The organism is Streptomyces sp. NPDC096311 (assembly GCF_044763085.1).
GTDB lineage: Bacteria > Actinomycetota > Actinomycetes > Streptomycetales > Streptomycetaceae > Streptomyces.
On the sequence record NZ_JBIWFN010000016.1, the window covers coordinates 12430 to 35240 of the forward strand.

Consider the following 22811-nt stretch of genomic DNA (forward strand, 5'->3'; position numbering starts at 1 on the left):
CGGCCGTTCAAGCAGCGGCCCGGGAAGCTGCGCGCAGCGGGCCGAGGGCCTGCGCCCACGCCAGCAGCTCGTCGACCAGCCCGTGCACCTCCGCCACGTGCAGCTCCTGCGGACGGAAGTCGGCAAAGGCTTCGAAGTCCTCGCGCAGCGACAGCGCCACCTGAGGTCCGATGTCCGCCATCCGCAACGGGCCCGCCTGCGCACGTAGCTTTTGCACCGCCATGACCGCGCCGAAGATGCCGTAGCCGACGTAACCGACCGGCTTGCCGCCCCACTCCGCGTAGAGGTAGTCGATGGCATTGGTCAGGGCGGCGGGCGGGGCGGTGTTGTACTCGGGCGTGACGACGATGAAGGCGTCGCACGATCCGATCCGCTGGGCCCATCGCCGTGTGTGCGGCCGTCGGCCCGGTGCCATGCGCGCCGGCACGGGCTCGTCGAGCAGCGGCAGCGCGTAGTCCTTCAGGTCCACGAGCTCGAACTCCGCGACGTCGCCTGCGTGTTCAACCGCCAGGTCCCGCACCCATGGGGCCACCTGGTCGCCGTTCCGGCCGGGGCGGGTGCTGCCGATGATGATGCCGATCCTGATCATGTCCGATTCTCCTGTTCTGGTACTGGTTCTGTTTTTGGTTCCTGGTGCGCCGAACCTGTCGCTGCTCAGTTTCCGGTCGGGGCGCCGCAAGCCGTTGCCGTCCGGCGCAGTGAGCTCTTCAGGTCAGTCCGCGTCCCGACGGACCTGCTGTGTTTCGCGCAGGACCGCCCATGCGTCAGCCACGGGGCCCATGTGCCCGAGCTTGTCGGGGTTGCTCACCGTGCGGATCGTCTGGATCCGTCCGTCGTGGATGTCGAGACTCCAGGTGTTGAGGACCTTGCCGTCCGGGTCGCGGAAGATCGCGCCTGGCTGGCCGTTCACCTGGTGCCGTTCCACGGCGCCGCCGATCTGGATGAACGGAGGGAGGAGGGTGGCGAGCACCTGGGACACATGGTCGGCGCCGAAGAAGCCCCTGGCCCACTGCGGGGCCTTGCCGCCGCCGTCCCCGACCAGCGACACGTCGCCGGCGAGGAGTTGCCGCAGCCCGTCGATGTTCCCCTCCCGCAAGGCGTCGAAGAACCGCTCGGCGAGCTTCTCGCGCTCCTTCCGGTCGGGCTCGAACCGGGGTCGGCCCGCGTCCATGTGGCGGCGTGCCCGCACCGCGAGCTGGCGGCAGGCCGCCTCCGACCTCCCCACCGCCGAGGCGATGTCCTGGAAGCCGAAGGCGAACACCTCCCGCAGGACGAAGACCGCACGTTCCAGCGGGCTGAGCCGTTCCAGCAGCAACAGGGCTGCCATCGACAACGTGTCGGCCAGTTCCGCCGAGTGCTCCGGGTCCTCGTAGGGGTCGGTGAGCAGGGGCTCGGGGAACCACGGACCGACGTACTCCTCCCGCCGCAGGCGGGCCGAGCGCAGCACGTCGATCGAGATCCGGGTGACCACGGCCGAGAGGAACGCCTTGGCCGACGCGGGCCGGGTCGCGGAGAGCTCGTAGCGCAGCCAGGTCTCCTGGACCGCGTCCTCGGCCTCGCTCACGCTGCCCAGGATCCGGTAGGCGATCGAGAAAAGCAGGGGCCGCAGCTGTTCGAACTCCTCGGTCCGGGTCACGCCAGCCCCTCCTTGAAGCCCTGTCGCCACGACGGATAGCGCGGCTCCCAGCCGAGCTCCCGCTTGGCTTTCGCGTTGGAGAAGCCGCGCCCCTCGGTCATCATCGTCACCACCACCTGTCCGGCCAGCAGCCGGGCCAGCCACGGGGGGATGCGCACCGGTCGCTTCGCCCCCGCGCACGCCGCCAGATGGGGCAGCCACTCGCAGGCCGGGGCAGGGTCGTCATCGACGATGTTGAACACGCCCCTCGCTTTCTGCTCGACGGCCAGGACGGTGGCGCTCGCCGCGTCGTCGAGATGGATCCAGGAGGCATAGCCGGTGCCGCTGCCGACCAGCGGGAACTGCCGCTTGCGTACGAGTACGACCTGGTCGTCGGTGGCGCCGGGCCCGTAGAACGCGCCGTATCGCAGCACCGCGCCGCCGGCGCTGGTGACGGCATCCTCGATGTGGCGCAGCGCTGCCATCGCCGGGTGCGCGGGTGTTTTCTCGTGCAGGTCCAGCGGGTCCTCCTCGGTCTTCACCCAGCCGCCCTCGCGGATGCCGTTCCAGTTGGCGTAGCCCTGCGCGACGAAGTGCGGCACGCCGGTCGCCTCGGCGGCGGCAAGCAGGTGATCGGTTCCCTCGGTGCGCAGCCTGATGGTGGGCAGGGACCAGCGGTCGAAGTGCTTCAGGTCGGGCTTGCCGGCGTGAGCCATGCTGATCCCGGTCATCTGATGCACGATCACGTCCGGGCGGGCGGCCGCCACCGCTTCGCCGACAGACATCGGGTCCAGCCCGTCCATCACGACGCCGTCCGCGCCCAGTTGCTCCACGAAGCGGAGCTTGGCCGTGCTCGTCGTCGTGGCCGTCACCCGGTGACCACGAGCCACGAGCTGCGGCACCAGCCGCCGCCCCAGGACTCCACTGCCGCCTGCCACGAACACCCGCATGACCATCACCTTCCTGCGTTCGGATTCCGTCTTCGACGATCTGAGACGAGACAGCCCCGCCGTTCTGTGACATCGGAGGGCGCGGGAGAGAAATGGCGGAGAGGAGGCCGCCGGTGCCGCCCGGGCACGGCCCGAGACGGGGACGGGCCCGCCGCACGTCGGCCGGCCGTCAGGTCGTCATGACGGGTCCGGGCTGCCGACCCGGCGAACAGCCAAAGAGCCCGGCTGACGAGCCGCCGGCCAGCTGGGTCTGAGCCCTTGCCCTTCCCTGGCGAGAGGGGCGTGCGCACGGTCGCGACCTGGTTCGTCATCGACGGGGCGACGCCGGCAACGGCTGCTGTCAGCTGCACCGGGCGCACGGTGGTGACGCGCCTCGCCAGCGATGGTGATCCCGATGAGGACACCGTCCCCTTGTCCGAGGCACTGCGGATCATCAGCCACATCCCAGGCACGGGCCTCCGCTCCCCTCTGACGCGGCCTGGCCGGTCGGCCGTCGGTCAGACCAGTGCCTGGGGAATCGCCTGGCCACAGCCCCTGGGGAATGGCGTCGGCGTCGGGGAACGGGCGCCGGGATTCGTCGTTCCGGGAGTGCGGGCGCGTACGGAGTGCTCTAGCGTCGTATGAGCGAGGGTGGCCGGTACCGGGCCGATCGGGTCTCGGAGGAAGCGCACACCACCCGCACGACAGGCACGGCACACCGCCTGCTCGACCCCTGTGGTGCTCGATCCCCGGGGGATCTCGTCTCGCGCGTTCGCTCGCCGCCGCCCCCGCCCGCGGTCCGGCGCGCTCAGGACCGCGTGATCCGACCCAGAGAGCAGGTGCATCCTCATGCGTCGTTCGGCTTGTATTCCCAGTGTTCTCGCCGGTCTGGCCCTCGCCCTGGGCGGCACCGTCATCGCCGCACCAGCCGCCCACGCGGACATTGCGGCCTGCGAGAACCTTGTCCGGAACCAGGGCACCGAGGTCACGGACGCCATCGGGATGGGGTGTTACGTCGGCCTGGTGGGCGACCAGAACGGCTGTGTCCGCGATCTGGCCCGGGCCGGGGTGGCGGACGCCGTCGCCACCGAGGCGTGCCGCCTGGCCCCGCGGTAAGTCGCTGCCCTCAAGGAAGAGGTCGAGTGCTCCGGAGACCTTCGTGGGCCCCAGGACGCTGCCGGCCCGCGCCGCCGCAGGTGCCAACAACTGCTCAGCACCAGAACATGCCCCGCATGGCGAGCCATCAGCGCCGCAGTCGCTGAACAATGACGAACTGTCAGGTGAGGGTGTCTGTACGGGCAACTCGTGGTCTCGGGAATCACGGGCGGCAGCAGGCCGACCGGGGTGCCGCCATCGCGGCCGGTACACGGTCGAGGCCGACCGGGTCGGCCCTGCGGGACTGCCGCACGGTGGCGGTCGCTCGATATGTGCTCCGAGCCCCTCGCATCTGGACATGACCGGCGGTGCCGCCCCAACCCCGCCGTAGGTTCGGGTCATGAATTCCTCCTCGTCCGCCCGTCCTTTGCCGCCTGCCGCAGACACACCCACGCGTGCGGTATTCGGCCCCAGCTGGTTCGCGGCGGTCATGGGCACGGGCATCGTCGCCAACGCGGCGGTCACGCTGCCCCGGAGCTCTCCCGGGCTGCGGACTTTCGCCACGGTGGTTTGGCTGGGTGCCGCGCTGCTGCTGATCCTGCTGGCCGTCGGTTACCTCAGGCAGCGGGCGCTGCGGGTACATGCGGCTGATCCAGTGGCGGCCCAGTTCTTCGGCGCGCCGCCGGTGGCACTGCTCACGGTGGGCGCCGGGGCGCTGGTGCTGAGTCGGCGGCTGATCGGGCTCGAGGCAGCTCTGCGTCTGGACTGGGCGCTCTGGTCACTCGGTACCGTGCTCGGTCTTGTCACCGCGTGCACGGTGCCGTATCTGATGGTCACCCGGCACCGCTTCGCGCCGGACGCGGCGTTCGGCGGCTGGCTGATGCCGGTGGTGCCGCCGATGGTCTCCGCCGCGACGGGCGCGCTGCTGGTGCCCCACGCACCGGCCGGGCAACTGCGGCTCACCCTGCTGCTGGGGTGTTACGCGATGCTGGGGCTCGGCTTCGTCGCGGCGCTGCTGGTGCTGGCCATGATCTACGGGCGCCTGGTGCACCACGACGTACCCGCCGCAACAGTGGTGCCCACGGTGTGGATCGGCCTGGGGGCGTTGAGCCAGGCGGTGACGGCGCTCGGCGCGCTGGCCGCGGTGGCGCCGAGCGCGTTGCCCGGGCCCTACGCGCGAGGCGCCGCGGTCGCCGCGTTGCTGGGAGGAGTGTCGGTATGGGGCTTCGCCATGTTGTGGCTGGCGCTCGCCGCGGCGCTGACCGTACGGACGGTCCGGGGCGGGCTGCCCTTCGCACCCACATGGTGGTCTTTCATCTTCCCGGTGGGCGCCTGTGTGACGGCCACGAGCGCTCTCGCGGCGCGGACCGGCTCGCAGCTGTTCGTATGGGCGGCTGTCGTGCTCTACGTGCTGGTGGTCATTGCCTGGATGGTGGTGGTGAGCCGCTCCCTGCGCTACGCCGTCGGACACGTGCGCCGCCGGCCCGTCATCGAGCACGCGCGCCGCCGGCCGGCCGAGTCTGACGCGCGCCGAGGCATGGCGCCCGTGCTCAGGGGCACCGTCCGCAGCAGCACCACGGACGGCCGCCCGGTTTCCGAGGCCCGCGTCACCCTCCTGGACCCGGCGGGCGACGTCGTCGGCATCGCGCTCACCGCCGAGGACGGCTCGTACGCCTTCACCGGTCTCGAAGCCGACCAGTACACCGTCGTCGCTGCGGGGTACCCGGCCCGGGCAGCATCCCTCACCCTGGATGCGGCCGGCGGCCAGGACGCCTTTGATCTGACGCTGGCACACGACGAGGGATGAACGGCTCTGTCACCGACGGGCCTGCTCCGCGCGTTCGGAGCGGGCCCGCCGTGGCATTCGCGTGATCATGGGCGCAGGGCCACGCGGCCGCCGGCCGCGGCCGGGCCCCCTTCTCGCAGCGGCACATGGTGTCGCATCAACTGCTGGTCATGTCCCTTGCGCAGTACGGCGGGCCGGGCCATGTGCTCACCCATGCCGCGTGTCCCGGCCAGTGGTGTGCGGGCGTGTGGCCAGATGGCGCGGACGAGGGCGGCATGCCGTGCGCCGCCGAGGGCCACGACGGGGTCGAGGAGCACGATGTTGCGCACCGTGGCCTGCCTCAGTAGGGCTTGGGCCGTGATGGCGTCGGCACCGCCATGGGGTGTGTCGTACGGGTCGATGACGTCGTCGAGGTCGAGCAGGCCGTAGCGCGCGGAGAGGATGAGCAGCCGGTCGGGTCGCAGCGCATCAGCGGCCTTGCGGCACGCACGGTGAGAGGAGCCGACATACAGGTCCGCCGCTCGCGCGCGCCGGCCCAGTTTGCGGCTGCCGCACGGGATGACGACGAGTTCGGGTTGGAAGCAGTCGAGGCCGCCTTACTGCTGCGATGTCCTGATGTGACGGCGTTATGGCATTCCCGGGTGTATTGCTCGGCTCCCGCGATGCCATAGCGTCGGTGCTGTGAAACGGTCAGACGGTTTCGCTCCACGACGGATACCCAGCGGACGGGAAGTCCGCAGGCACGATGAATGACGACCGGGCGGTCCGGCCGTGTCCGTCATCGGTCACTCCGAAAGAGGAAAGAAGGCGATCCACCCAGTGGCATCGCAATCACGCGCCGGACAGCCGGCACTCCACGGGCTGGAATTCGGCATCAACGAATGGCTCGTGGACGAACAGTACGAGCGATACCTGCACGACCCCGGGTCGGTCGACCGGACCTGGAGGGAGTTGTTCGCCTCCCCGATCCCCGCGGCCCGCCGAGAGACGCGCAACGGCGCGACGACCGTGCAGGAGAGCACGGACGAGGCGGCCGTCAAGGCAGTCAAAGCGGTCCGCGTTGCCGCGCTCATCGAGGCGTATCGAGTCCGCGGACATCTGGTGGCCGATACGGACCCGCTCACGGCAGGACGGGGGGCCGCGCATCCGGAGCTCGAACTCAGGGCATTCGGGCTCCGGGACGATGACCTGCAAAGAGAGTTCGTCGTCGACGGGTTCTCGGGGCAGGCCACCATGACGCTTCGCGATGTGCTGAATGCGCTGCAGGAGTCGTACTGCCGTACCGTCGGCACCGAGTACATGCACATCCAGAGCTTCCAGGAACGCCGCTGGATACAGCAGAGGACCGAATCGCCTCAGCCCCCGCCGGACGTCGCCGAACAATTGCAGATCCTCTACCGGTTGGGTGCGGCCGAGGCTTTCGAGACGTTCCTGCAAACCAAGTACGTGGGACAGAAACGGTATTCGCTCGAAGGCGGCGAGTCGGCGATCGTGCTGCTCGACGCGCTGCTGCTCCGCTCCATCGGGCACGGGGTGAGGGAAGCCGTCATCGGTATGGCACACCGGGGTCGGCTCAATGTGCTGGCCAACATCATCGGCAAGTCCTACGCGGAGATCTTCCATGAGTTCGAGGACGCGGCGGACATCCGGTCGGTCCAGGGATCCGGCGACGTGAAATACCACCTCGGTGCGGAAGGGACCTACCGTGCGCTGTACGGTGGCATGATCGCCGTGTGCGTGGTGGCGAACCCCTCGCATCTGGAGCTCGTGGGGCCGGTGGCCCAGGGAGTGGTGCGCGCCAAGCAGGACAGGGCAGTAGACGGTGGCGAAGCCTTCCCCGTCCTGCCGATCGCCGTCCACGGCGATGCCGCGTTCGCCGGTCAGGGCGTGGTCTTCGAGACGCTGAACATGTCCCAGCTGCCCGGCTATCGCACCGGCGGGACGGTCCACATCGTCATCAACAACCAACTCGGCTTCACCACCTCGCCCGCCAACGGCCGTTCGAGCGCCTACGCCACCGACGTGGCACGGACCGTCCAGGCCCCCATCTTCCACGTCAACGCAGACGACCCCGAGGCCGTGGTCCGGGTCGCGCGCCTGGCCTTCGACTATCGTCAGGCGTTCCACAAGGACGTCGTCGTCGATCTGATCTGCTACCGGCGCCACGGGCACAGCGAGGTCGATGACCCGTCCATCACGCAGCCGGCGATGTACGACCGCATTGACGCCAGGGCTTCGGTGCGCAAGTTGTACGCCGAGACGCTTGTCCGTCGGGGAGACATCACCGAGCGGCAGGTGGACGGCGCCCTGCGGGACTATCAGTGCCACCTCGAACGGGCCTTCACCCAGACCCGGGCGCGTCCGGTGCCCCCCTCCGTGAAGCCCGTGAACCCCGTGAACGCCACGAACCCCGTGAACGCTCAGCATTTGGCCGCCTCCCAGGCGGCGACGGCGATCACGGAGGCCACCGCTCGCCAGGTGATCGATTCCCAGACCGCTGTGCCGGGAGGTTTCACCGTGCACGCGCGTGTTCTTCCGCAGCTCCAGAGGCGGAGCACGATGCTGGATGCGGGAACGATCGACTGGGCCACCGCGGAAACACTGGCCATCGGCTCCCTGTTGCTGGACGGGGTTGCGGTGCGGCTGGCCGGGCAGGACTCCCGCCGTGGCACGTTCGGCCAACGGCACGCCGTGCTCACCGACCGGCGCACCGGCGCGGAGCACACGCCACTGAGCTCCCTCGGCTCGCGGGCCGCCGGCTTCGCACCCTACGACTCGCTGTTGTCCGAACTGGGCGCGCTGGCCTTCGAGTACGGCTACTCACTGGCGCGGCCCGACGCGCTGGTGCTGTGGGAGGCCCAGTTCGGCGACTTCGCCAACGGAGCGCAGGCCGTGATCGACGAGTACATCGCGTCATCCGAAGAGAAATGGGGCCAACGCTCCGGGGTGACGCTGTTGTTGCCGCACGGCCTGGAAGGGCAGGGGCCCGACCACTCCTCCGGGAGGATCGAGCGGTTCCTCCAGCTCTGCGCGCAGGGGAACATGACCGTCGCCGTGCCCTCCCTGCCGGGCAACTACTTCCATCTGCTCAGGCAGCAAGCGCTTGACGAGCGCAGAAGGCCACTGGTCGTCTTCACGCCGAAGTCGATGCTGCGCTCGAAGGTGGCTACCTCCGGGCTGACGGAGCTCACGATGGGCGCGTTCCGTGCGGTCATACCCGATGAGACGGCGGACACCGTCCGGATCAGGCGTGTGCTCGTGTGCTCGGGCAAGGTCTTCTACGACCTGGACGCCCATCGGCGAAGCGCCGGTCTGTCGGACACCGCGATCGTCCGCCTTGAGCGTCTCTACCCGTTCCCCACGGAGGAGCTGGGCGCGGAACTCGCCCGTTTCCCCGCCGGGGCCGAGGTGCGATGGGTGCAGGAAGAGCCGGAGAACCAAGGCGCCTGGTCCTTCGTGGGGCCCCGTGTGCACCGGCTCGCGGGCCGTCCGGTCGTATGCGTCAGCCGCCCGCAGGCGCCGGCCCCCGCCGTGGGTTCTGCCCGCCGGCATGCCGGCGAACGGCAGGACCTCGTGACGTCGGCCTTTCACTGACCGTGCCGCCCCCCAACGGTTCGGAAAGCGGGCCCTGCCGTGCCGGGTACCCCGCCACCGCAGGGGCACCAACGGCCGGTACACGGAGCGCCTCACGGGACGAGTGCCTCGGGCAGGTGGACATACCGCTTCGATGGCCAGGAGCAGCGGGGCGAGTACAGGGCCTCGACCAGACCGCGGACTCATGGGTGATGGGGTTCGGGCCATCCCTAGGGGAGGATGGAATCGACGTACGCTCCATCGACCCGCAGTGCGCCGCCTGTGGTGGCGGACGCCAGGTCGGAGCTCAGGTACACCACCATGTTGGCGATCTCCTCGGGCTCGATCAGGCGCTGCAACAGCGACTGCGGGCGGTGCTCTCGCATGAAGGCTCGCTGTGCTTCGTCCCAAGGAAGGTCACGGTCGACGAGTTGGTACACGAAATCCTCCACACCGGCGGTGTGGGTAGGGCCGGCGATGACGGAGTTCACGGTGACACGGGTCCCTGAGGCATGCTTGGCGAAGCCACGGCTGACCGCGAGCAGGGCGGTCTTCGACATGCCGTAGTGGATCATCTCGGCGGGGATCACCACTGCGGAGTCACTCGCGATGTACTGGACGCGGCCCCAGCCCCGTCGGATCATCTGCGGCAGGTAAGTACGGGTGAGACGGACGGCGGCCAGCACGTTCACTTCGAAGTAGCGACGCCATTCGTCGTCCGTGATCTCCAACGGGTCCTTGGCACCGAAGATGCCGAGGTTGTTGATGAGGATGTCGACGTCCGGCAGGGCTTCCCGGGCGGCGACGGCGCCCTCCTCGGATGCGACATCGGCGGTGACCGGAAGGAAGTCGCCGTCCGGCACGTCGGCCTTGAGCTGTTTGACGGACTCCTCGACCCTGCCCCGGTCGCGTCCATTGACTCCGACCCGCGCGCCGGCCCGCGCGAGTCCGGCCGCGATCGCGGCTCCGATGCCTTGGGTGGATCCCGTCACCAACGCGGTCCGTCCCGTGAGGTCCAGGCGCATGTCTTTTCCTTCCCGACGCAGGCTCGGCGGCTATCAGCCGTCATGGCACTTCTTCTCCTGGGAGTGCCCGATCATGTTCGGAAGCCTTGGGATGGGGCAGTACGGGTGACTGCCGACGGCTCGTTCTCGACTTTGCTGATGACGAACTTCCTGTCACCTCTGGGCCCGCTTGGACCATGCAGGCGGCCTCGCCCGCATCGGAGTCACCGACTTCGCCAACACCGATTCCGATGGCCAGGGCTGGATGTTCGAGACCGACATCGACCCATCGGCGTGGGACGAGCAAGTCGCCGTCCTGATGGACTTCGAAGCCGCACACCTTTCACTCACCGAACGCGGCGTCAAGGTCAGTGGCATCCGGCACAAGTCACCGATCGACGACTGGAAAGGCGACCGGGCGTCGGGCCCCGACCCCGACCGCCCGGACGACGCTCTCTTCGCCGACTTCGCCGACTTCGCCGACTTCGCCGACTTAGCCGTCTCGGACGGCGACACGTGGACGCTCCAGGAAATCGGCCGAATCAGCGACAGCACCAGACCTGTTGCGCACGTTGCCTACAGAGTGATCCAGTAGCGGCGCTTCATGCCCGCGTCGGTTGTGCGGACATCTTCCAGGACACCACCGTTGCGTTCGATGCTGCGTGCCGACGCGACGTTGCCGTCGTCGCACGTGACGAGGACTCGATCCAGGCCGAGCGCACGGGCCTCTGGTAGAACCGCCCCGAGAGCCCAGGTGGCCAAGCCGCGTCTCCGGACGGAGGGCCGGATGCTATAGCCGATGTGACCGCCGATGTCGAGCAGAAGGGCGTTCAGGTAGTGCCGTAGATCAATGGCCCCCACATAGCTGTCGCCCTCGACGATCCACCAATGGGTCGCATGGACGCGCTCCTCCTCGACGGCAACCGACCTGTCCGACTGCTGTCGCAGTCGTTCGACCCACTCCGAGAAAACCTCGGGGTCGTCGAGGTCGGCATCAGGAGCGAGACGCAGGCCCGTCCCGTCCTGATGAGTACCCGGAGACCACTCGTCACGCGCCGCGAGCCATGAGGAATGCAACTGGCCCGTGGGTGCGATCAGTTCAGGCATACGGGCGACGCTAGCACTCGTTCGTCTCCCGTGATCACGTTTCTCCCCGCTCGGTTATGGGCGTGTGCCAGCCATGCGGTGAGGGCGGGGTTGCGCAGGTGGACCACTGCCTGGACCGCGTGCTGGAGGCCATTGCCGCGTTGCCGACGGCAGTCGCGGTGGATGGTGCAGTGCTTCATGCGGGCGAAGGCATGCTCGACGCGGGCCCCGAACCCATAGATGCTCCGCGTTGTCTGCTTCCTGGCTTGTGCACGTCGACGAAGCCGCCCCTGGCCGTAGTGCAGCAGTTCCAGCCGTCGGTGATGGTGCGCCGCTCACAGGCGATCGTGCCGTGCCTGTCCGGTTGGTGTCGCTGCCATGCGCAAGAACGCTGCGCTCCTGCACCGGCTTCCACGGGTCGGCTTCGGCATCCGCACCTGATCGTTCCTCGGGCACCGTCCGGCGCCGACACCGTAGCCTCGTACCGCCAACGCCCGGGTGTGCAGGCCGAGTTGCGGTTCTGCGTACAGCTGAGCCCCTGGTTGCCATGGTGTCAGGCCCACACGGGTCCAGCCCTACTGGCCGCGTCCCGTGCGCCACGGGGCGACACACCTTGCCACGCACACCGTCGCGAGACCTGCGAGTGCCATGGCCACGCCGACGTCGGTGAACTCGGCGACGGCCCCGAACACGACCGGTCCCGCTCCCTGCACGGTCATCAGCCCGGCGGTGAGCAGACCGAACGCCTGGCCGCGGCTGGCCTCCGGGACCGCGTCGAGGAAGGGGCGTTGGAGTCCGAGTGCGTAGGCGAACCCGGTTCCGGTGACCAGCAGGAGGCCCGCGCACACCACCCATGGCGGATCCAGCGCGAAGCCGGCCAGCGGCAGGCCGATGACCACCACCAGCGCGGCGACCAGGCGTTCCCGTACGGCGGGACGGACGAAGCGGCCGACGGCCAGGTCACCGGTGAGCATGCCGACCGGCAGACAGGCCAGCAGCAGTCCGGCCGAACCGGCGGGCATGCCGCGACCGCCCGCGAACGGGACGATCAGGCTCTCGGCACCGGCGACAAACGCGGGCGGCAGCCACTGGGCGAGCAGGAGCGTGCGGACCCTCCGCTCGGAGAGCAGCTTCGTGTTGCCGGACCAACTGTGGCGCAGTACCGAGCTGAAGCCCTGCCGCGGTCCGTGCTGTACCGACTGCTCGGGTGCGGGCAGGTCGGGCAGCCGGAAGCGCACGGCGACCGCGGCGGCCAGGTAGGCGCCCGCGCTGAGCAGGATGGAGGTCCGCGGGCCCAGGAGCTCGACCGCGGCACCGCCGCCGGCCAGGCCGAGTAGTTGTGCCGCGGACGCGGACATGTTGGACAACGAGCGTCCCAGGACGTAGGTGTCACCGGTGAGTGTCTCGGCGATGAGTCGGTTGGTCACGCCGCTGAAGGCGGGGGTCAAGCAGGCCGCGGCGGCGATGACGACCAGGATCGCCACCACCGGTAAGGGGGCCATCCCCATGACAGCGGCCGCCGCACACTGGAGGCCGTATCCCGCGGTGACGAGCCGGCGCGGTCGGGCGCGGTCGGCGAGCGAGCCGAGGAGGAGCGAACCGGCGAGTTGCGGCAGGAAGCCGACGCCGAACGTCAGGGCGCCCAGCAGGGGTGAGCCGGTCGTCGCGAAGACGAGCACCGAAAGGGTCATGATCCGCAGCGAGTCGGCCGTGACCGTCAGGGTCCGGGTCACGAACAGCAGCCGGAAGCGCCGGTTGGTCAGCACTTCCCGATACGTGGCGCGCCGTTCCGGGGTGAGGGCGGGGGCGGAAGGCACGGGCAGCAGCGTGCCGGGTGCCCCTCGTCCCAGTCGGCCGTTACGCCTGAGGCGTAAGCCCATCAGCGTGCCTGCCGGGGCTTGGGACAAAATTCAGGACAACGGTCCCATCGGTACGGGACGCGGGGTGCCGGAGAATGACGCATCCGGGCAGGATGCCATCTGCCCTGCCCGGTCCTGCTCCGTCCACAGACGACCGAAGGGACCGGACATGCTGGTAGACCACATCGAGACCCCCGACCTGGCTCCGCAGACCTACCTCGACGACGAAGCCCAGGAGGTTGCCGTCGACGCACCGGAGGAGCGCGCCTGGCTCCCGTCGTACCAGGCGGTCCGGACCGCCTGACGCACAGCGCGTCCCGTCGGCACCGGGCCCGAGACGGGGCCCGGTGCTGATGCCTTACGTCCACGACCGCCGCCCGACCCCGAAGGACGGTCCTCGTTGCCCGCTTCACCTTCCGCCGCCGAGCCGGTCACCGACCGGGTGGCGCAGGCCGACACCATGCTCTGCGCCGATCGGCAGTTCGGCGACTCCGCCGCCATCGGCGAGCGCAACCTCGCCCGGTTCCGGCTGGGCCTGACCATGCTGGCGCGGCATGACGGCGAAGCAGCGGACGTGCTGCGGACAACGGCCGCCGCGGCCGACGAACACCTCCGCCCGCTGCTGTACGACCCGGTGCTGCGCAACTGCTTCGAGGTCGACCTCGCGCGACTGGAGAGCGGCCGACTCGGACACAGCTCGTTCGGCGCCTACGTGAGCGATTACGTGCCGGCCTCGGCGCCGGACGCCCCGTCCTCCACGGGGCCCTGCGAAGCCCTCATCCGTCCGCACCGGAGTGCCTGGCCCGGTCTCGGGGACGCCTGGGTGCTGACCGAGCCGACGCCACACAGCAGTTCGCAGGAGATGCTGGCCGGGCGCCTCATGGAGTTGTACCGCGGCGCGCTCGGCGACAGCCGGGCGGCAGCCTCGGTCGATCCGGCGGACAGCGTCCGTGCCGTCCTGCGGGAGGGCGCGGAACTCCTCGCGACTCTGCTGCCCGCCGCGGGAGCCGGTGTGCTCAGCCACATCACCATGGTGGGCTTCACCCGTAGGGAGAGCGAAGAGGGCCCCCTGCAGTCCATGTCCGGCGGCGACCCGCTTCCCTCGACGGTGCTGCTGGCGCCCGAACGCTGCACGTCTCCATGGCTCGCCGCCGAGAGCCTGCTGCACGAGGGCGCCCACCTCAAGCTCTTCGACGCCCTCCGTACGGGCTCCGTGGTCAGGAATGCCACCGAGCGCGTCCCGATCCCGTGGCGGATCGGTTCGTGGACGGTCATCCGGGTGTTCGTAGCCCTGCATTTCTACGTGCACCTGCTTGTCTTCCGGGCCGCGGCGGCCGCCGCGGGTGAAGCGGTCAGGGAGAGGTTCGGCCCGCCCCCGTCGGTCGAGGACCTCGACGAGCCAAGCCCCGGCACCCCGGCCGCCCGCAGCGGGCACTACCGGACCAGTGCGGAACGGGCCCGCTATCTCGCCGAGTGCGTGCTGTCGCTGCCGGAGGAGGCCCTCACCGAGAACGGGCACCGGTTCGCCCGCTGGCTCCTCACCGCGCTGCGTCTGGTGGACGACTACGCGCCGCGGCCCCATGACCGTGGCGCGGCGGCGACCCGGCGGGCGGAACCGTGGCAGCCGCCGGAGAATCCCTCAGGACGCGTCCTCCAGCGGATCACCCCGGTGGACGCATGCGCCCTGCCCGGCCTGGGACAACTCGTAGTGAGTCCCACGCGGTCGGCCCGAATGCACTGGCTGAACGCGCGCTCGTGGACGGTCTACTCCTTGTGCGACGGGCGTGACCTCGGCTCGGTACGCACGGCCTACGCCCGAGCGGTCGATCTCCCGGCCGACTCGGAGGAGGTCAACCGGCAGGTGAGTGACAGCGTGCGCCGGCTTGTGGCAGCCGACCTCATCACCCACGACATGTGACACTCCCCGCTCCGGGCACCGGTTCCGTCGGCAACGGCTGCTCCGCTGCTGCGCGTTACATACTTGCGGAGCCGGAGCCGGAGCCGGAGCCGGAGCCGGAGCCGGAGCCGGAGCCGGAGCTGGGGGCGGCCGTTTCCAGGCCGGCCAGCCGTGCGGACACAATGGCCTCCAGCCGACTGGAGACATGAATTTTCGGCAGGATGGATGAGACGTAATTGCGTACGGTCTTCTCCGATATGAACAGCTCCTGCGCTATTCGGCGGTTTCCGTAGCCGAGCGAGACCAATCGCAGCACTTCCCGTTCCCGGTTCGTAAGCGCCGGGAACGGGAGCGTGCCGTCGGCTTCCGCCAGGCGCACCAAGAGGGCGGAGAGTTCGCCGCCTGCCCGCGGGCTCAGCGTGACGTACCCCCGCTGTACGGCCCGCACGGTGCGCAGCACGTCCACCGTCTCTGTGTTCTTGAGCAGGTAGCCCGTGGCCCCCGCCATCAGTGTGGTCAGCAACAGGCTGTCGTCGTCGTGCTCCGGGGAGACCGCGGCGACCAGTCGCGGCGCCGGGTAGTGCCGACGTAGTTGCTGGAGCAGCCCGATTCCCGCGCGGCCGGGCAGGTCGAGGTCGACGATGACCACATCGGGCTTCTCCTCCCGGACCGCCCGCATGCCGGCGTGCGGGTCGTGGGTTCCTGCGGCGACGGTGATCCCGCCATCCTCTAAGGCGGACCGTAAGCCGCCCAGAATCAGGGGAATGCTCTCTATTACCACTACACGCGTACCGAAATGTCGGATCGCATTGGCCATTCTGGCCCTTCCTCACACCCGGGCCGGCGTGAGGCGCAACGAAGCGTCTTCCCCACACCGCCATGATCAACGTTCGGGTGAAAGCGTAGAACCCCAGTTGATCGACGGCCGGTACAGCGCATGTGCGGATCCGGCGGAGCGTCGGAGGACGCCATCGGAGCGGTGTGGTGTGGCCCTTTGTCGGCTGCCCGGGAGAGCCGACCGTCCGTACGTTGAGCAAGGGGCGGCAATCCAGCAGGAACGTTCGCCCGGTGATTGCAGGTTTCTCGGTGTGGACCGCGTGGACCGCGTGGTGAGCCTGGGCGACGCCTGGCGGATCTGCTACGGCAGAGCCGCCCAAAGCCCCTCGGCCCCTCGGGCTCGATCGACGTCGCGAGGGCCGACTTCGGCAGCCACAGAACCGGCTGCCGAAGTCGGCCATTCTCGGCTCGGCTACTCTCGACGCTCCTGACGTTCACTCTGCGATCCGGGCAAACTACGACCGAATCGTCACTCGGGAGACGCCAACGCATGAATACGCCACCATCGACGCCTGCAGCGGAGCGGACTGGCGGAACAACCGTCCGGATCGGCGCTCTCGTTCCGCTGACTCGGCCCGGTTGGGTCGAGGCAGGCCGACACTTGCTCGCTGGACTCGAGCTGGCCGTACGCGAAGTCAACGACGCCGGCGGGATCGTAGGAAGACCACTCGAGCTGGTGGTCCGAGACACCGCGGCCGATCCACAGAGGGCCGCGGCGGCCGTGGATGAATTGGCCGGCCTGGGCGTGGCTGCCTTGGCGGGGGAGTATCACAGCGTCGTCGCTCGTGCCGCTGCCGCCAGGGCCGACGCCCTCGGCCTGCCGTTCCTCTGCTCGTCAGCGGTTCTCGACGCGCTCACCGAGGAGCCGACGGAATGGGTCGCGCGTCTCGCCCCGGCACAGTCCCACGGCTGGCGGATCTATGCAGACTTCCTCCTCAGCACGGGCCACAGCCGCATCGCCGTAGCAGCCGAGCCGAGTGTCTACTGGGCATCCGGGGCCCGCATTCTGCGGGACTACCTCGCTCCACGCGGCGGCACCGTCATCGAACTCGACATGCGCACGTTCGCCCCCACGGACGTGTGCGACGAACTCGTCGACCATCGCGCGACAGCCCTGCTTCTTCTGGTCGGCCACCCGGAGCCGGCAGTGTCGATCGTCAAGTCCGTCCGCCGCGACCAGCGCCTCGCCGAGATCATGATGGGTGCTCCGGCCGGGCAACCGGAGTTCGCCGAATGGGCGACGTTGCTGGGCGACGACAGCGCCGCGATCCCGTTCTTGCGCTACCTGCCCGAGCGCCTCAGCCCACTCGGTGCACGAGTCGAGACGGCCCTCCGCGAACGGCTCGCCGTAGCGCCCTCGTTCGTCGCCTTCGAGGGCTACGACACGGTCGCCGTCCTCGCCGATGTGCTGCGTTCTCACAGCGCGGACCGGGCGCGCACTGCCGAATCCTGGCCGCGTGTCGCGGTCGAAGGCACCCGCGGGCAGATCAAGTTCTCCCGCACGCCAGGCATCAGCGTTTGGCAATGGGCCTGGACGCCAGTCCAAGTCGTTGATCGAGATCCGGCGCAACCTGATCGTTTTCGGATCCTCCACACCGGCTGAGAGAGCACGGTAGTCCGACTGCCCAGATCTGTCCGAAAGGACATCCTGCGGCGGCCCTGTAAGAAGCGCAGGGCCTCCCGGCCGATCGTGATCGGCCGGGAGGTGTTCCGACGCGGGTGATCCGCGAGCTTGCGGATCGACCAGCGGGTGAAGGGCGTGCCCAGAACTCCTGCCAGGTCAGCCTGCGGATCCCGACCGGCGGTGCCGTTCCGCCTCCTGGTTGGAGATGCACGTCCAACCATCACAACGAGCAACCCGGCAAACATCTCCGGTCACAGCACTGGCTGGGGATGCGTCAGTTCTTGATCAGTTGTTTCAGTGGTTGACGAAGTCCGGGCCGACCGGTCCGCATGCGGACCGCACACCTGGTCCATGGGCTGCTGACCGGCCGTCGACTGGTGCTGTCCGCCCGTGGTGGGAGGTCGTGGGCGAACAGGCAGCGGTGCGGGCGCACCGGGCGCTGAGCACGGGGGGACACGTACGGGGGTCCGGCCGGGGCGAACCCCACCGGACCCCCGTCCCCCCCGTTCCCCCCGTCCCTCGTGGCGGAATCTCAGCTCACGGTCCACTTCTGGTTGGCGCCGCCCGAGCACGACCAGATCTGCAGCCGGGTGCCGTTGGCCGAGCTGTTGCCCGTCGCGTCCAGACACTTGTCGGCCTGCGGATTCACGATGTCGTGGGCCGCGCTGACGGCCCACTTCTGGTTGGGCCCGCCCGTGCAGTCCCACAGCTGTACGGTCGAGCCGTCCGCCGTGCCGTTGCCGGTGACATCGAGGCACTTGCCCAGCGCACGTATGGTGCCGTCGGAGGAGACCGTCCACTGCTGGGCCGTGGTGCCGTTGCAGTCGTAGAGCTGTACGGGCGTGCCGTTGGCTGGGTTCGCCCCGGCCACGTCCACGCACTTGCCGGCGAGGCCGGTGATCGGGCCGCCGGTGGACCCCGAACCGTCGCTCGTCGTCACCTTCACCTCGTCCACCACCAACTGCTGCGGGAAGACGGTGGAGCCGTCGGGGTCGCCCGGCCAGTAGCCGCCGACCGCGAGGTTGAGGATCATGAAGAACGGCTTGTTGAACACCCAGGTCTTGCCGCCCAGATCGGCGGGCGTGCGCCGCTGGTACACCGTGCCGTCCACCGACCAACTGATGGAGTCGGGAGCCCAGTCGACGGCGAAGGTGTGGAAGGCGTCGGCGAAGGCCTGGCCACCCGGCAGGGAGTAGGCGGCTCCGATGCCCCCGGATCCCGAGTACCCGGGCCCGTGGATGGTTCCGTGCACGGTCGAGGGTTCGAAGCCGACGTTCTCCATGACGTCGATCTCGCCCGAGTTCGGCCAGCCGACCTGCCCGATGTCGCTGCCGAGCATCCAGAAGGCGGGCCACATGCCCTGCCCGCGCGGGATCTTCATCCGCGCCTCGACATGGCCGTAGGTTCCGGTGAACTTCCCGGAGGTGTTCATCCGGGCCGAGGTGTACTCACAACGCCCGTACCAGCACTGGTAGTCGCTCGGATTCTCGCGGCGAGCGGTGATCACCAGGTGACCCTGGCCGTCCAGCGCCGCGTTCTTACTTCCGGACGTGTAGTACTGCCGCTCGTGGTTGTTGACGTTGTCTCCGGTCTCGATCTGCCACTTCGAGGTGTCGACGCCCGCGCCCGCGGCACCGTCGAACGTGTCGGAGAAGGTGGTGACGGCCGCGGCCGCCGTGGGGGGATCCGCCTGGGCGGGAACGATGGCGGCAGCCGTGACGAGCGCTGCGGACAACGCCGCCAAGAGGCATCTGCGGAGGAGACGTGGGGAGTCCAAGACTCTCCCTTCCGTACGGTGCACCGAAAAGGGGGCGCCGACTGAGGTGGGGGGTGCGTGCATCGCCTCTTGATTTAAGGAGTGAGGTAAGGGGGTGTCAATACTTTGGTCCGGACCAGCCCTTCTGGTTCGGCTCAGGCCTCCTGGGAGTCGCGCCGGTTGCGGAATCGACGGAGTGGGCACACCGCCCGGCCGACGAAGGAGCTGCCCGCGCGCCGACTCGGCGCGGCGAGGGACCGGCCGGCGGCAGAACCGACCTTCCGTTCTGAACGTTGACCCGTATGGGGGCGGGCCCCTGGCCTGCACCGACTTTCCAGTCAACGATCCAGTGGGTCCCGCTCGGGGACGGTGCCTACGGTGTGCCAGGAAGCCGTACCGTGACGAGGAGACCGCCGGCGGGGCGGGGGACGAGGTCGAGAGTCCCGCCGTGGGCGCGGACGATGCTGTGCACGATGGCCAGGCCGAGGCCGACACCGGCGTGCTCGTCGGTGCGTACGCGTTCCGTTCCGCGCTGGAAGGGTTCGGTAAGGGTCGGCACCAGTTCCGGTGGGAGGCGACGGCCGGTGTTCTCGACCCGCAGCACGCTCGTGTCGCCGTGCGTCTCGGTGCGGACCGTCACGGTGCCGTCGGCGGGGAGGTTGTGGACGATGGCGTTCTGAACGAGGTTCGTCACCATCCGCAGCAGAAGCTCCGCGGAGCCGCTGGTCTGGGCCGCCCCGCCGGTGACGTCGAGCGTGATCCGGCGCTGTTCGGCGAGGGGTAGCAGCGTTTCGGCGGCTTCTTCGGCGATGAGGGAGAGGTCGACGCTCTCGCGGGTGAAGTTTCCGCGGTCGCCGCGGCTGAGCAGCAGGAGGGCCTCGGTGAGGTCGATCGCCCGCGTATTGACAGCGTGCAGGCGTTCGATGAGTTCGCCCCGGTCCCGCGTGGGGTCCTTGCGGGCGACGTCGAGGAGCGTCCGCGAGATCGCCAGCGGGGTGCGCAGTTCGTGGGAGGCATTCGCGGCGAACCTCTGCTGCTCGGCGACATGGGACTCGAGTTGTTGGAGCATCGAGTCGAACGCGTCGGAGAGTTCACGGAATTCGTCCTGGCGGCCCTTCATGCGGATCCGGTGGGACAGCGACCCGTTCCCGGCCACCCGTGCCGCATGTGTGATCTGTGTGAGTGGTGCGAGCATCCGACCGGCGAGGAGCCATCCCCCGACGAGGCCGAACACGAGCAGGAAGGCCATCGCCACGGCCGCGGCGGGGGCGAAGGTGTGGACAAGGAGGTAGCGGTTGGGCGAGATCCCGAGAAGGCCCCGGGAGTTGTCGGGTACGTAGCGCAGCAGGAACACCCACACCACGGTCAGGAGGAGAGCGCCGGCGACGGCGAGGAATCCGGCGTAGCTGAGGGTGAGTTTCAGTCGGGCGCTGAGCCCTGGGCGTCTATGCATGTGTACTGCCGGGGTCAGTGGTGTCTCTGCCGGGGGCGAGGGTGTCCATACGGCCGTCCATAGCGGTGTCGATCCGGTAGCCGACGCCGGGCACCGTGGCGATGATCCATGGTTCGCCGAGCCGTTTGCGCAGTGCGGAAACGGTGATGCGGACGGCGTTGGTGAGGGGGTCGGCGTTCTCGTCCCAGGCCCGTTCCAGCAGTTCTTCGGCGCTGACGACTCCGCCCTCGGCGGCGACGAGGACTTCCAGTACGGCGAACTGTTTGCGGGTGAGCGCGACGTAGCGTCCGTTGCGGAAGACCTCGCGGCGGAAGGGGTCGAGCCGCAGGCCCGCGATCTCGCGGACCGGGGGCCGGGCGTACGCGCGTCTGCGGTCGAGCGCCCTCAGCCGCAGGACGAGCTCCCGCAGCTCGAACGGTTTGGTGAGGTAGTCGTCGGCGCCGAGCTCGAACCCGGAAGCCTTGTCGTCGATCCGGTCGGCAGCGGTGAGCATGAGGATCGGGATGCCGCTGCCGGAGGCGACGATGCGCCGGGCGACCTCGTCGCCGGAGGGGCCGGGGATGTCGCGGTCGAGGACCGCGAGGTCGTAGGAGTTGACGCTGAGCAGTTCCAGGGCGGAGTCGCCGTCGCCGGCGATGTCGGCGGCGATCGCCTCCAGCCGCAGCCCATCACGGACCGCTTCTGCCAGGTAGGGCTCGTCCTCCACGATCAGTACGCGCATGACGGAAGCCTAAGCAGCGCAACATATCGCCGACGTATGCAAGGAGGTATGCAACGAGGTATGCAAGGACGTGTGCAATGACATGTGCACACCGCACACGCTCCTCAGCCTGCCGGTGCCGGCGCGGGGCGAGGCTGGTCCGACGGCGCTTGCACCGTAGTGCGCCACCAGCGGCGCGACGCCAGCGCGGCCAGCGTGGCGCCGATGGCGTTGACCAGTACGTCGTCCACGGAGGACACCCGGTCGAGGCGCAGGACGTACTGTGCGGTTTCGACCAGGACCGAGCAGCCCGCCCCGAGCGCCAGGATCCGCGGCACGGACGCCAGCGCCGCGAACCGCATCGGGGCGAAGAACCCCAGCGCCGCGAAGATCAGCAGGTTGCCGACGATCTGGCCCGTCCCCATCGTGACCAGGTCCCGCAGCGGTACCAGGCTCACCCGGGCGGGGACGGTGCCGGCCCCGGCGCCCGGCATCATGGTCATCCATATGAACGGCACCGTCCCGTGGACCATGCCCACCTCGGCCAGCGACATCCGCCACGCCGATGTGACGCCGGCGGCACGTCGACGGCACGCCAGAGCCCACACCACCAGCGCGGCCAACGGCAGCGCGACCAATGTCATGAGCACCACACCGTTGAACGTATCGAAGCAGCCGTGCCACCGCCCGGCCATGCACATCGGAGCCGACATCATGAGCGGCCGCCGCACGACGAACGCGGCGCTCATCATGCCGAGGATCGCCAGGCTGAGGAGCGCGATCCTGCGCGCGCGGCGGGGCGGCGCTGACAAGGATGTGTTGTGGTTCATGCCCCCATTGGAGACGGAGGGCCGTTGCGGTGGGGTATGCGGTTTTCGATACGCCCGCGATACACGGGATCCCCGGTATCAAGGAACTGGCGCAAGCCGGCAGAGATATGGTCCCGCCACTGGAGATCGCGCCGGCCCAGCCACTGCAGGTGCTGGACGGCTCGTCCGTGAACATCGCACTGACGAGCATCCAGGACGAGCTCGCCGTCACGCCCGCATGTCTGCCCCGGACCGTGAATGCCCAAAGGCTGTCATGTAGGGGGTGAGAGTTGCACCGTGAGGGCAAGATCGTGAAGTGGGGCGGTGCCGAGCATGGCCTGGTGGACGCCGTTGTGCTTGAGCCCGCAGTCCCGCAGGATCTTCCAGCTCTTCAGGCGGGACAGGGCGTGCTCGACGCGGGCGCGTGCTGTGCGGTGAATCCGGTTCTCGGCCTCCTGCTGGGCACTCAGGTGTCGTTGGCTTCTCCGTCGGCGATGATCGGAGCTCCGCGACAGGACCGGTCAACGCCGGATGCGTTGGCGTCGATGACGATCCGCAAGTTCGTCCAGTTCCGGTAGTTCTTGCTCGATGCGGAGATGCTGCGGTCGCGGGTTGGCACCAGTGTTCCGTCCACGATGTACATGGTGCCTTTGCGCGGCTCGTTGGGCGGCGAGATCGCCATCTGCAGGGCGAGATGGTTCAGGATCCGATCGGGCCGGGACCCCGAGATCCTGAACAGCGGCGCGATCTGCCGCAACGTGAGGTTCGTCCGCCAGTACGTCAGCTGC

Annotated in this window: 19 protein-coding genes and 2 pseudogenes; 7 read left to right on the plus strand and 14 right to left on the minus strand. The window is 69.1% G+C overall.

Features of this window, described 5'->3' with window-relative positions:
• Window positions 1-7: 7 nt before the first annotated feature.
• The 3 genes from ACIRA5_RS34790 to ACIRA5_RS34800 all read right to left on the minus strand — a co-directional run bounded on the left by ACIRA5_RS34790 (window position 8) and on the right by ACIRA5_RS34800 (window position 2565).
• Window positions 8-589, minus strand: coding sequence for an NADPH-dependent FMN reductase (locus tag ACIRA5_RS34790; RefSeq protein ID WP_403697811.1), 582 nt, complete (start codon window positions 587-589; stop codon window positions 8-10).
• A gap of 123 nt (window positions 590-712) precedes the next feature.
• Window positions 713-1636: an RNA polymerase sigma-70 factor gene (locus ACIRA5_RS34795; protein ID WP_403697813.1), complete on the minus strand. Its 924-nt coding sequence runs from the start codon at window positions 1634-1636 to the stop codon at window positions 713-715.
• Entirely contained in the window at window positions 1633-2565 is a 933-nt protein-coding gene (locus ACIRA5_RS34800) for an NAD-dependent epimerase/dehydratase family protein (RefSeq protein WP_403697815.1), read from the minus strand. Before ACIRA5_RS34800 ends, ACIRA5_RS34795 begins: the two co-directional genes overlap by 4 nt.
• Before the next feature lie 828 nt (window positions 2566-3393).
• Here ACIRA5_RS34800 and ACIRA5_RS34805 point away from each other — a divergent pair.
• Window positions 3394-3660, plus strand: a complete 267-nt coding sequence (locus ACIRA5_RS34805; protein WP_403697817.1) for a hypothetical protein — start codon at window positions 3394-3396, stop codon at window positions 3658-3660.
• 379 nt (window positions 3661-4039) lie between these two features.
• Window positions 4040-5446 carry a carboxypeptidase regulatory-like domain-containing protein gene (locus tag ACIRA5_RS34810; RefSeq protein ID WP_403697819.1) on the plus strand — a complete coding sequence of 469 codons (1407 nt, stop codon included), beginning with the start codon at window positions 4040-4042 and terminating at the stop codon, window positions 5444-5446.
• 65 nt (window positions 5447-5511) lie between these two features.
• On the opposite strand, the gene ACIRA5_RS34815 is transcribed toward ACIRA5_RS34810, so the two are convergent.
• Window positions 5512-5985 carry a DUF6884 domain-containing protein gene (locus tag ACIRA5_RS34815; RefSeq protein ID WP_403698142.1) on the minus strand — a complete coding sequence of 158 codons (474 nt, stop codon included), beginning with the start codon at window positions 5983-5985 and terminating at the stop codon, window positions 5512-5514.
• Between the two features lie 259 nt (window positions 5986-6244).
• On the opposite strand from ACIRA5_RS34815, the gene ACIRA5_RS34820 reads away from it, so the two are divergent.
• Window positions 6245-9019, plus strand: a complete 2775-nt coding sequence (locus ACIRA5_RS34820) for a multifunctional oxoglutarate decarboxylase/oxoglutarate dehydrogenase thiamine pyrophosphate-binding subunit/dihydrolipoyllysine-residue succinyltransferase subunit (protein ID WP_403697820.1) — start codon at window positions 6245-6247, stop codon at window positions 9017-9019.
• A 209-nt stretch (window positions 9020-9228) separates the two neighbouring features.
• Here the strand turns inward: ACIRA5_RS34820 and ACIRA5_RS34825 are convergent, their stop codons facing one another.
• Entirely contained in the window at window positions 9229-10023 is a 795-nt protein-coding gene (locus tag ACIRA5_RS34825; protein ID WP_403697822.1) for an SDR family NAD(P)-dependent oxidoreductase, read from the minus strand.
• Between the two features lie 244 nt (window positions 10024-10267).
• Between ACIRA5_RS34825 and ACIRA5_RS34830 the strand changes: the two genes are divergently transcribed.
• Window positions 10268-10597: a hypothetical protein gene (locus tag ACIRA5_RS34830; protein WP_403697824.1), complete on the plus strand. Its 330-nt coding sequence runs from the start codon at window positions 10268-10270 to the stop codon at window positions 10595-10597.
• Here ACIRA5_RS34830 and ACIRA5_RS34835 read toward each other — a convergent pair.
• The 3 genes and pseudogenes from ACIRA5_RS34835 to ACIRA5_RS34845 all read right to left on the minus strand — a co-directional run bounded on the left by ACIRA5_RS34835 (window position 10579) and on the right by ACIRA5_RS34845 (window position 12905).
• The gene (locus ACIRA5_RS34835; RefSeq protein WP_403697826.1) at window positions 10579-11109 is read right to left on the minus strand and encodes a GNAT family N-acetyltransferase; all 531 of its coding nucleotides are present in this window, start codon (window positions 11107-11109) and stop codon (window positions 10579-10581) included. The two genes, ACIRA5_RS34830 and ACIRA5_RS34835, sit on opposite strands and share 19 nt — an antisense overlap.
• Window positions 11110-11186: 77 nt before the next feature.
• Window positions 11187-11352: pseudogene (locus tag ACIRA5_RS34840) on the minus strand (IS5/IS1182 family transposase); the annotation flags it as partial.
• Window positions 11353-11663: 311 nt separating this feature from the next.
• Window positions 11664-12905: an MFS transporter gene (locus ACIRA5_RS34845; protein WP_403697828.1), complete on the minus strand. Its 1242-nt coding sequence runs from the start codon at window positions 12903-12905 to the stop codon at window positions 11664-11666.
• Between the two features lie 211 nt (window positions 12906-13116).
• Between ACIRA5_RS34845 and ACIRA5_RS34850 the strand changes: the two genes are divergently transcribed.
• Complete coding sequence (locus tag ACIRA5_RS34850; RefSeq protein ID WP_403697830.1) at window positions 13117-13251, plus strand: hypothetical protein; 135 nt, start codon at window positions 13117-13119, stop codon at window positions 13249-13251.
• A gap of 96 nt (window positions 13252-13347) precedes the next feature.
• Window positions 13348-14865 carry an aKG-HExxH-type peptide beta-hydroxylase gene (locus ACIRA5_RS34855; RefSeq protein WP_403697832.1) on the plus strand — a complete coding sequence of 506 codons (1518 nt, stop codon included), beginning with the start codon at window positions 13348-13350 and terminating at the stop codon, window positions 14863-14865.
• A gap of 55 nt (window positions 14866-14920) precedes the next feature.
• On the opposite strand, the gene ACIRA5_RS34860 is transcribed toward ACIRA5_RS34855, so the two are convergent.
• Complete coding sequence (locus tag ACIRA5_RS34860; RefSeq protein WP_403697833.1) at window positions 14921-15661, minus strand: LuxR C-terminal-related transcriptional regulator; 741 nt, start codon at window positions 15659-15661, stop codon at window positions 14921-14923.
• Window positions 15662-16171: 510 nt separating this feature from the next.
• On the opposite strand from ACIRA5_RS34860, the gene ACIRA5_RS34865 reads away from it, so the two are divergent.
• Window positions 16172-17284, plus strand: a complete 1113-nt coding sequence (locus ACIRA5_RS34865) for an ABC transporter substrate-binding protein (RefSeq protein ID WP_403697835.1) — start codon at window positions 16172-16174, stop codon at window positions 17282-17284.
• A 553-nt stretch (window positions 17285-17837) separates the two neighbouring features.
• On the opposite strand, the gene ACIRA5_RS34870 is transcribed toward ACIRA5_RS34865, so the two are convergent.
• The 5 genes and pseudogenes from ACIRA5_RS34870 to ACIRA5_RS34890 all read right to left on the minus strand — a co-directional run.
• Window positions 17838-19082, minus strand: coding sequence for a ricin-type beta-trefoil lectin domain protein (locus tag ACIRA5_RS34870; RefSeq protein ID WP_403697837.1), 1245 nt, complete (start codon window positions 19080-19082; stop codon window positions 17838-17840).
• Window positions 19083-19434: 352 nt separating this feature from the next.
• Window positions 19435-20514: a sensor histidine kinase gene (locus tag ACIRA5_RS34875; RefSeq protein WP_403697839.1), complete on the minus strand. Its 1080-nt coding sequence runs from the start codon at window positions 20512-20514 to the stop codon at window positions 19435-19437.
• Entirely contained in the window at window positions 20507-21235 is a 729-nt protein-coding gene (locus ACIRA5_RS34880) for a response regulator transcription factor (protein ID WP_403697841.1), read from the minus strand. The genes ACIRA5_RS34875 and ACIRA5_RS34880 overlap by 8 nt, the downstream gene beginning before the upstream one ends.
• Before the next feature lie 104 nt (window positions 21236-21339).
• On the minus strand, window positions 21340-22044 hold the full coding sequence (locus tag ACIRA5_RS34885; protein WP_403697843.1) for a VanZ family protein: 705 nt from the start codon (window positions 22042-22044) through the stop codon (window positions 21340-21342).
• Between the two features lie 251 nt (window positions 22045-22295).
• Window positions 22296-22804: pseudogene (locus tag ACIRA5_RS34890) on the minus strand (transposase family protein); the annotation flags it as partial.
• Window positions 22805-22811: the final 7 nt, after the last annotated feature.

Coding starts and splice junctions, on each gene's coding strand:
- ACIRA5_RS34860 (WP_403697833.1), bottom strand. CDS start 15,661: ATGGCCAATGCGATCCGACATTTCGGTACGCGTGTAGTGGTAATAGAG.
- ACIRA5_RS34865 (WP_403697835.1), top strand. CDS start 16,172: ATGAATACGCCACCATCGACGCCTGCAGCGGAGCGGACTGGCGGAACA.
- ACIRA5_RS34885 (WP_403697843.1), bottom strand. CDS start 22,044: ATGAACCACAACACATCCTTGTCAGCGCCGCCCCGCCGCGCGCGCAGG.
- ACIRA5_RS34790 (WP_403697811.1), bottom strand. CDS start 589: ATGATCAGGATCGGCATCATCATCGGCAGCACCCGCCCCGGCCGGAAC.
- ACIRA5_RS34810 (WP_403697819.1), top strand. CDS start 4,040: ATGAATTCCTCCTCGTCCGCCCGTCCTTTGCCGCCTGCCGCAGACACA.
- ACIRA5_RS34830 (WP_403697824.1), top strand. CDS start 10,268: ATGTTCGAGACCGACATCGACCCATCGGCGTGGGACGAGCAAGTCGCC.
- ACIRA5_RS34805 (WP_403697817.1), top strand. CDS start 3,394: ATGCGTCGTTCGGCTTGTATTCCCAGTGTTCTCGCCGGTCTGGCCCTC.
- ACIRA5_RS34835 (WP_403697826.1), bottom strand. CDS start 11,109: ATGCCTGAACTGATCGCACCCACGGGCCAGTTGCATTCCTCATGGCTC.
- ACIRA5_RS34880 (WP_403697841.1), bottom strand. CDS start 21,235: ATGCGCGTACTGATCGTGGAGGACGAGCCCTACCTGGCAGAAGCGGTC.
- ACIRA5_RS34875 (WP_403697839.1), bottom strand. CDS start 20,514: ATGCATAGACGCCCAGGGCTCAGCGCCCGACTGAAACTCACCCTCAGC.
- ACIRA5_RS34850 (WP_403697830.1), top strand. CDS start 13,117: ATGCTGGTAGACCACATCGAGACCCCCGACCTGGCTCCGCAGACCTAC.
- ACIRA5_RS34825 (WP_403697822.1), bottom strand. CDS start 10,023: ATGCGCCTGGACCTCACGGGACGGACCGCGTTGGTGACGGGATCCACC.
- ACIRA5_RS34800 (WP_403697815.1), bottom strand. CDS start 2,565: ATGCGGGTGTTCGTGGCAGGCGGCAGTGGAGTCCTGGGGCGGCGGCTG.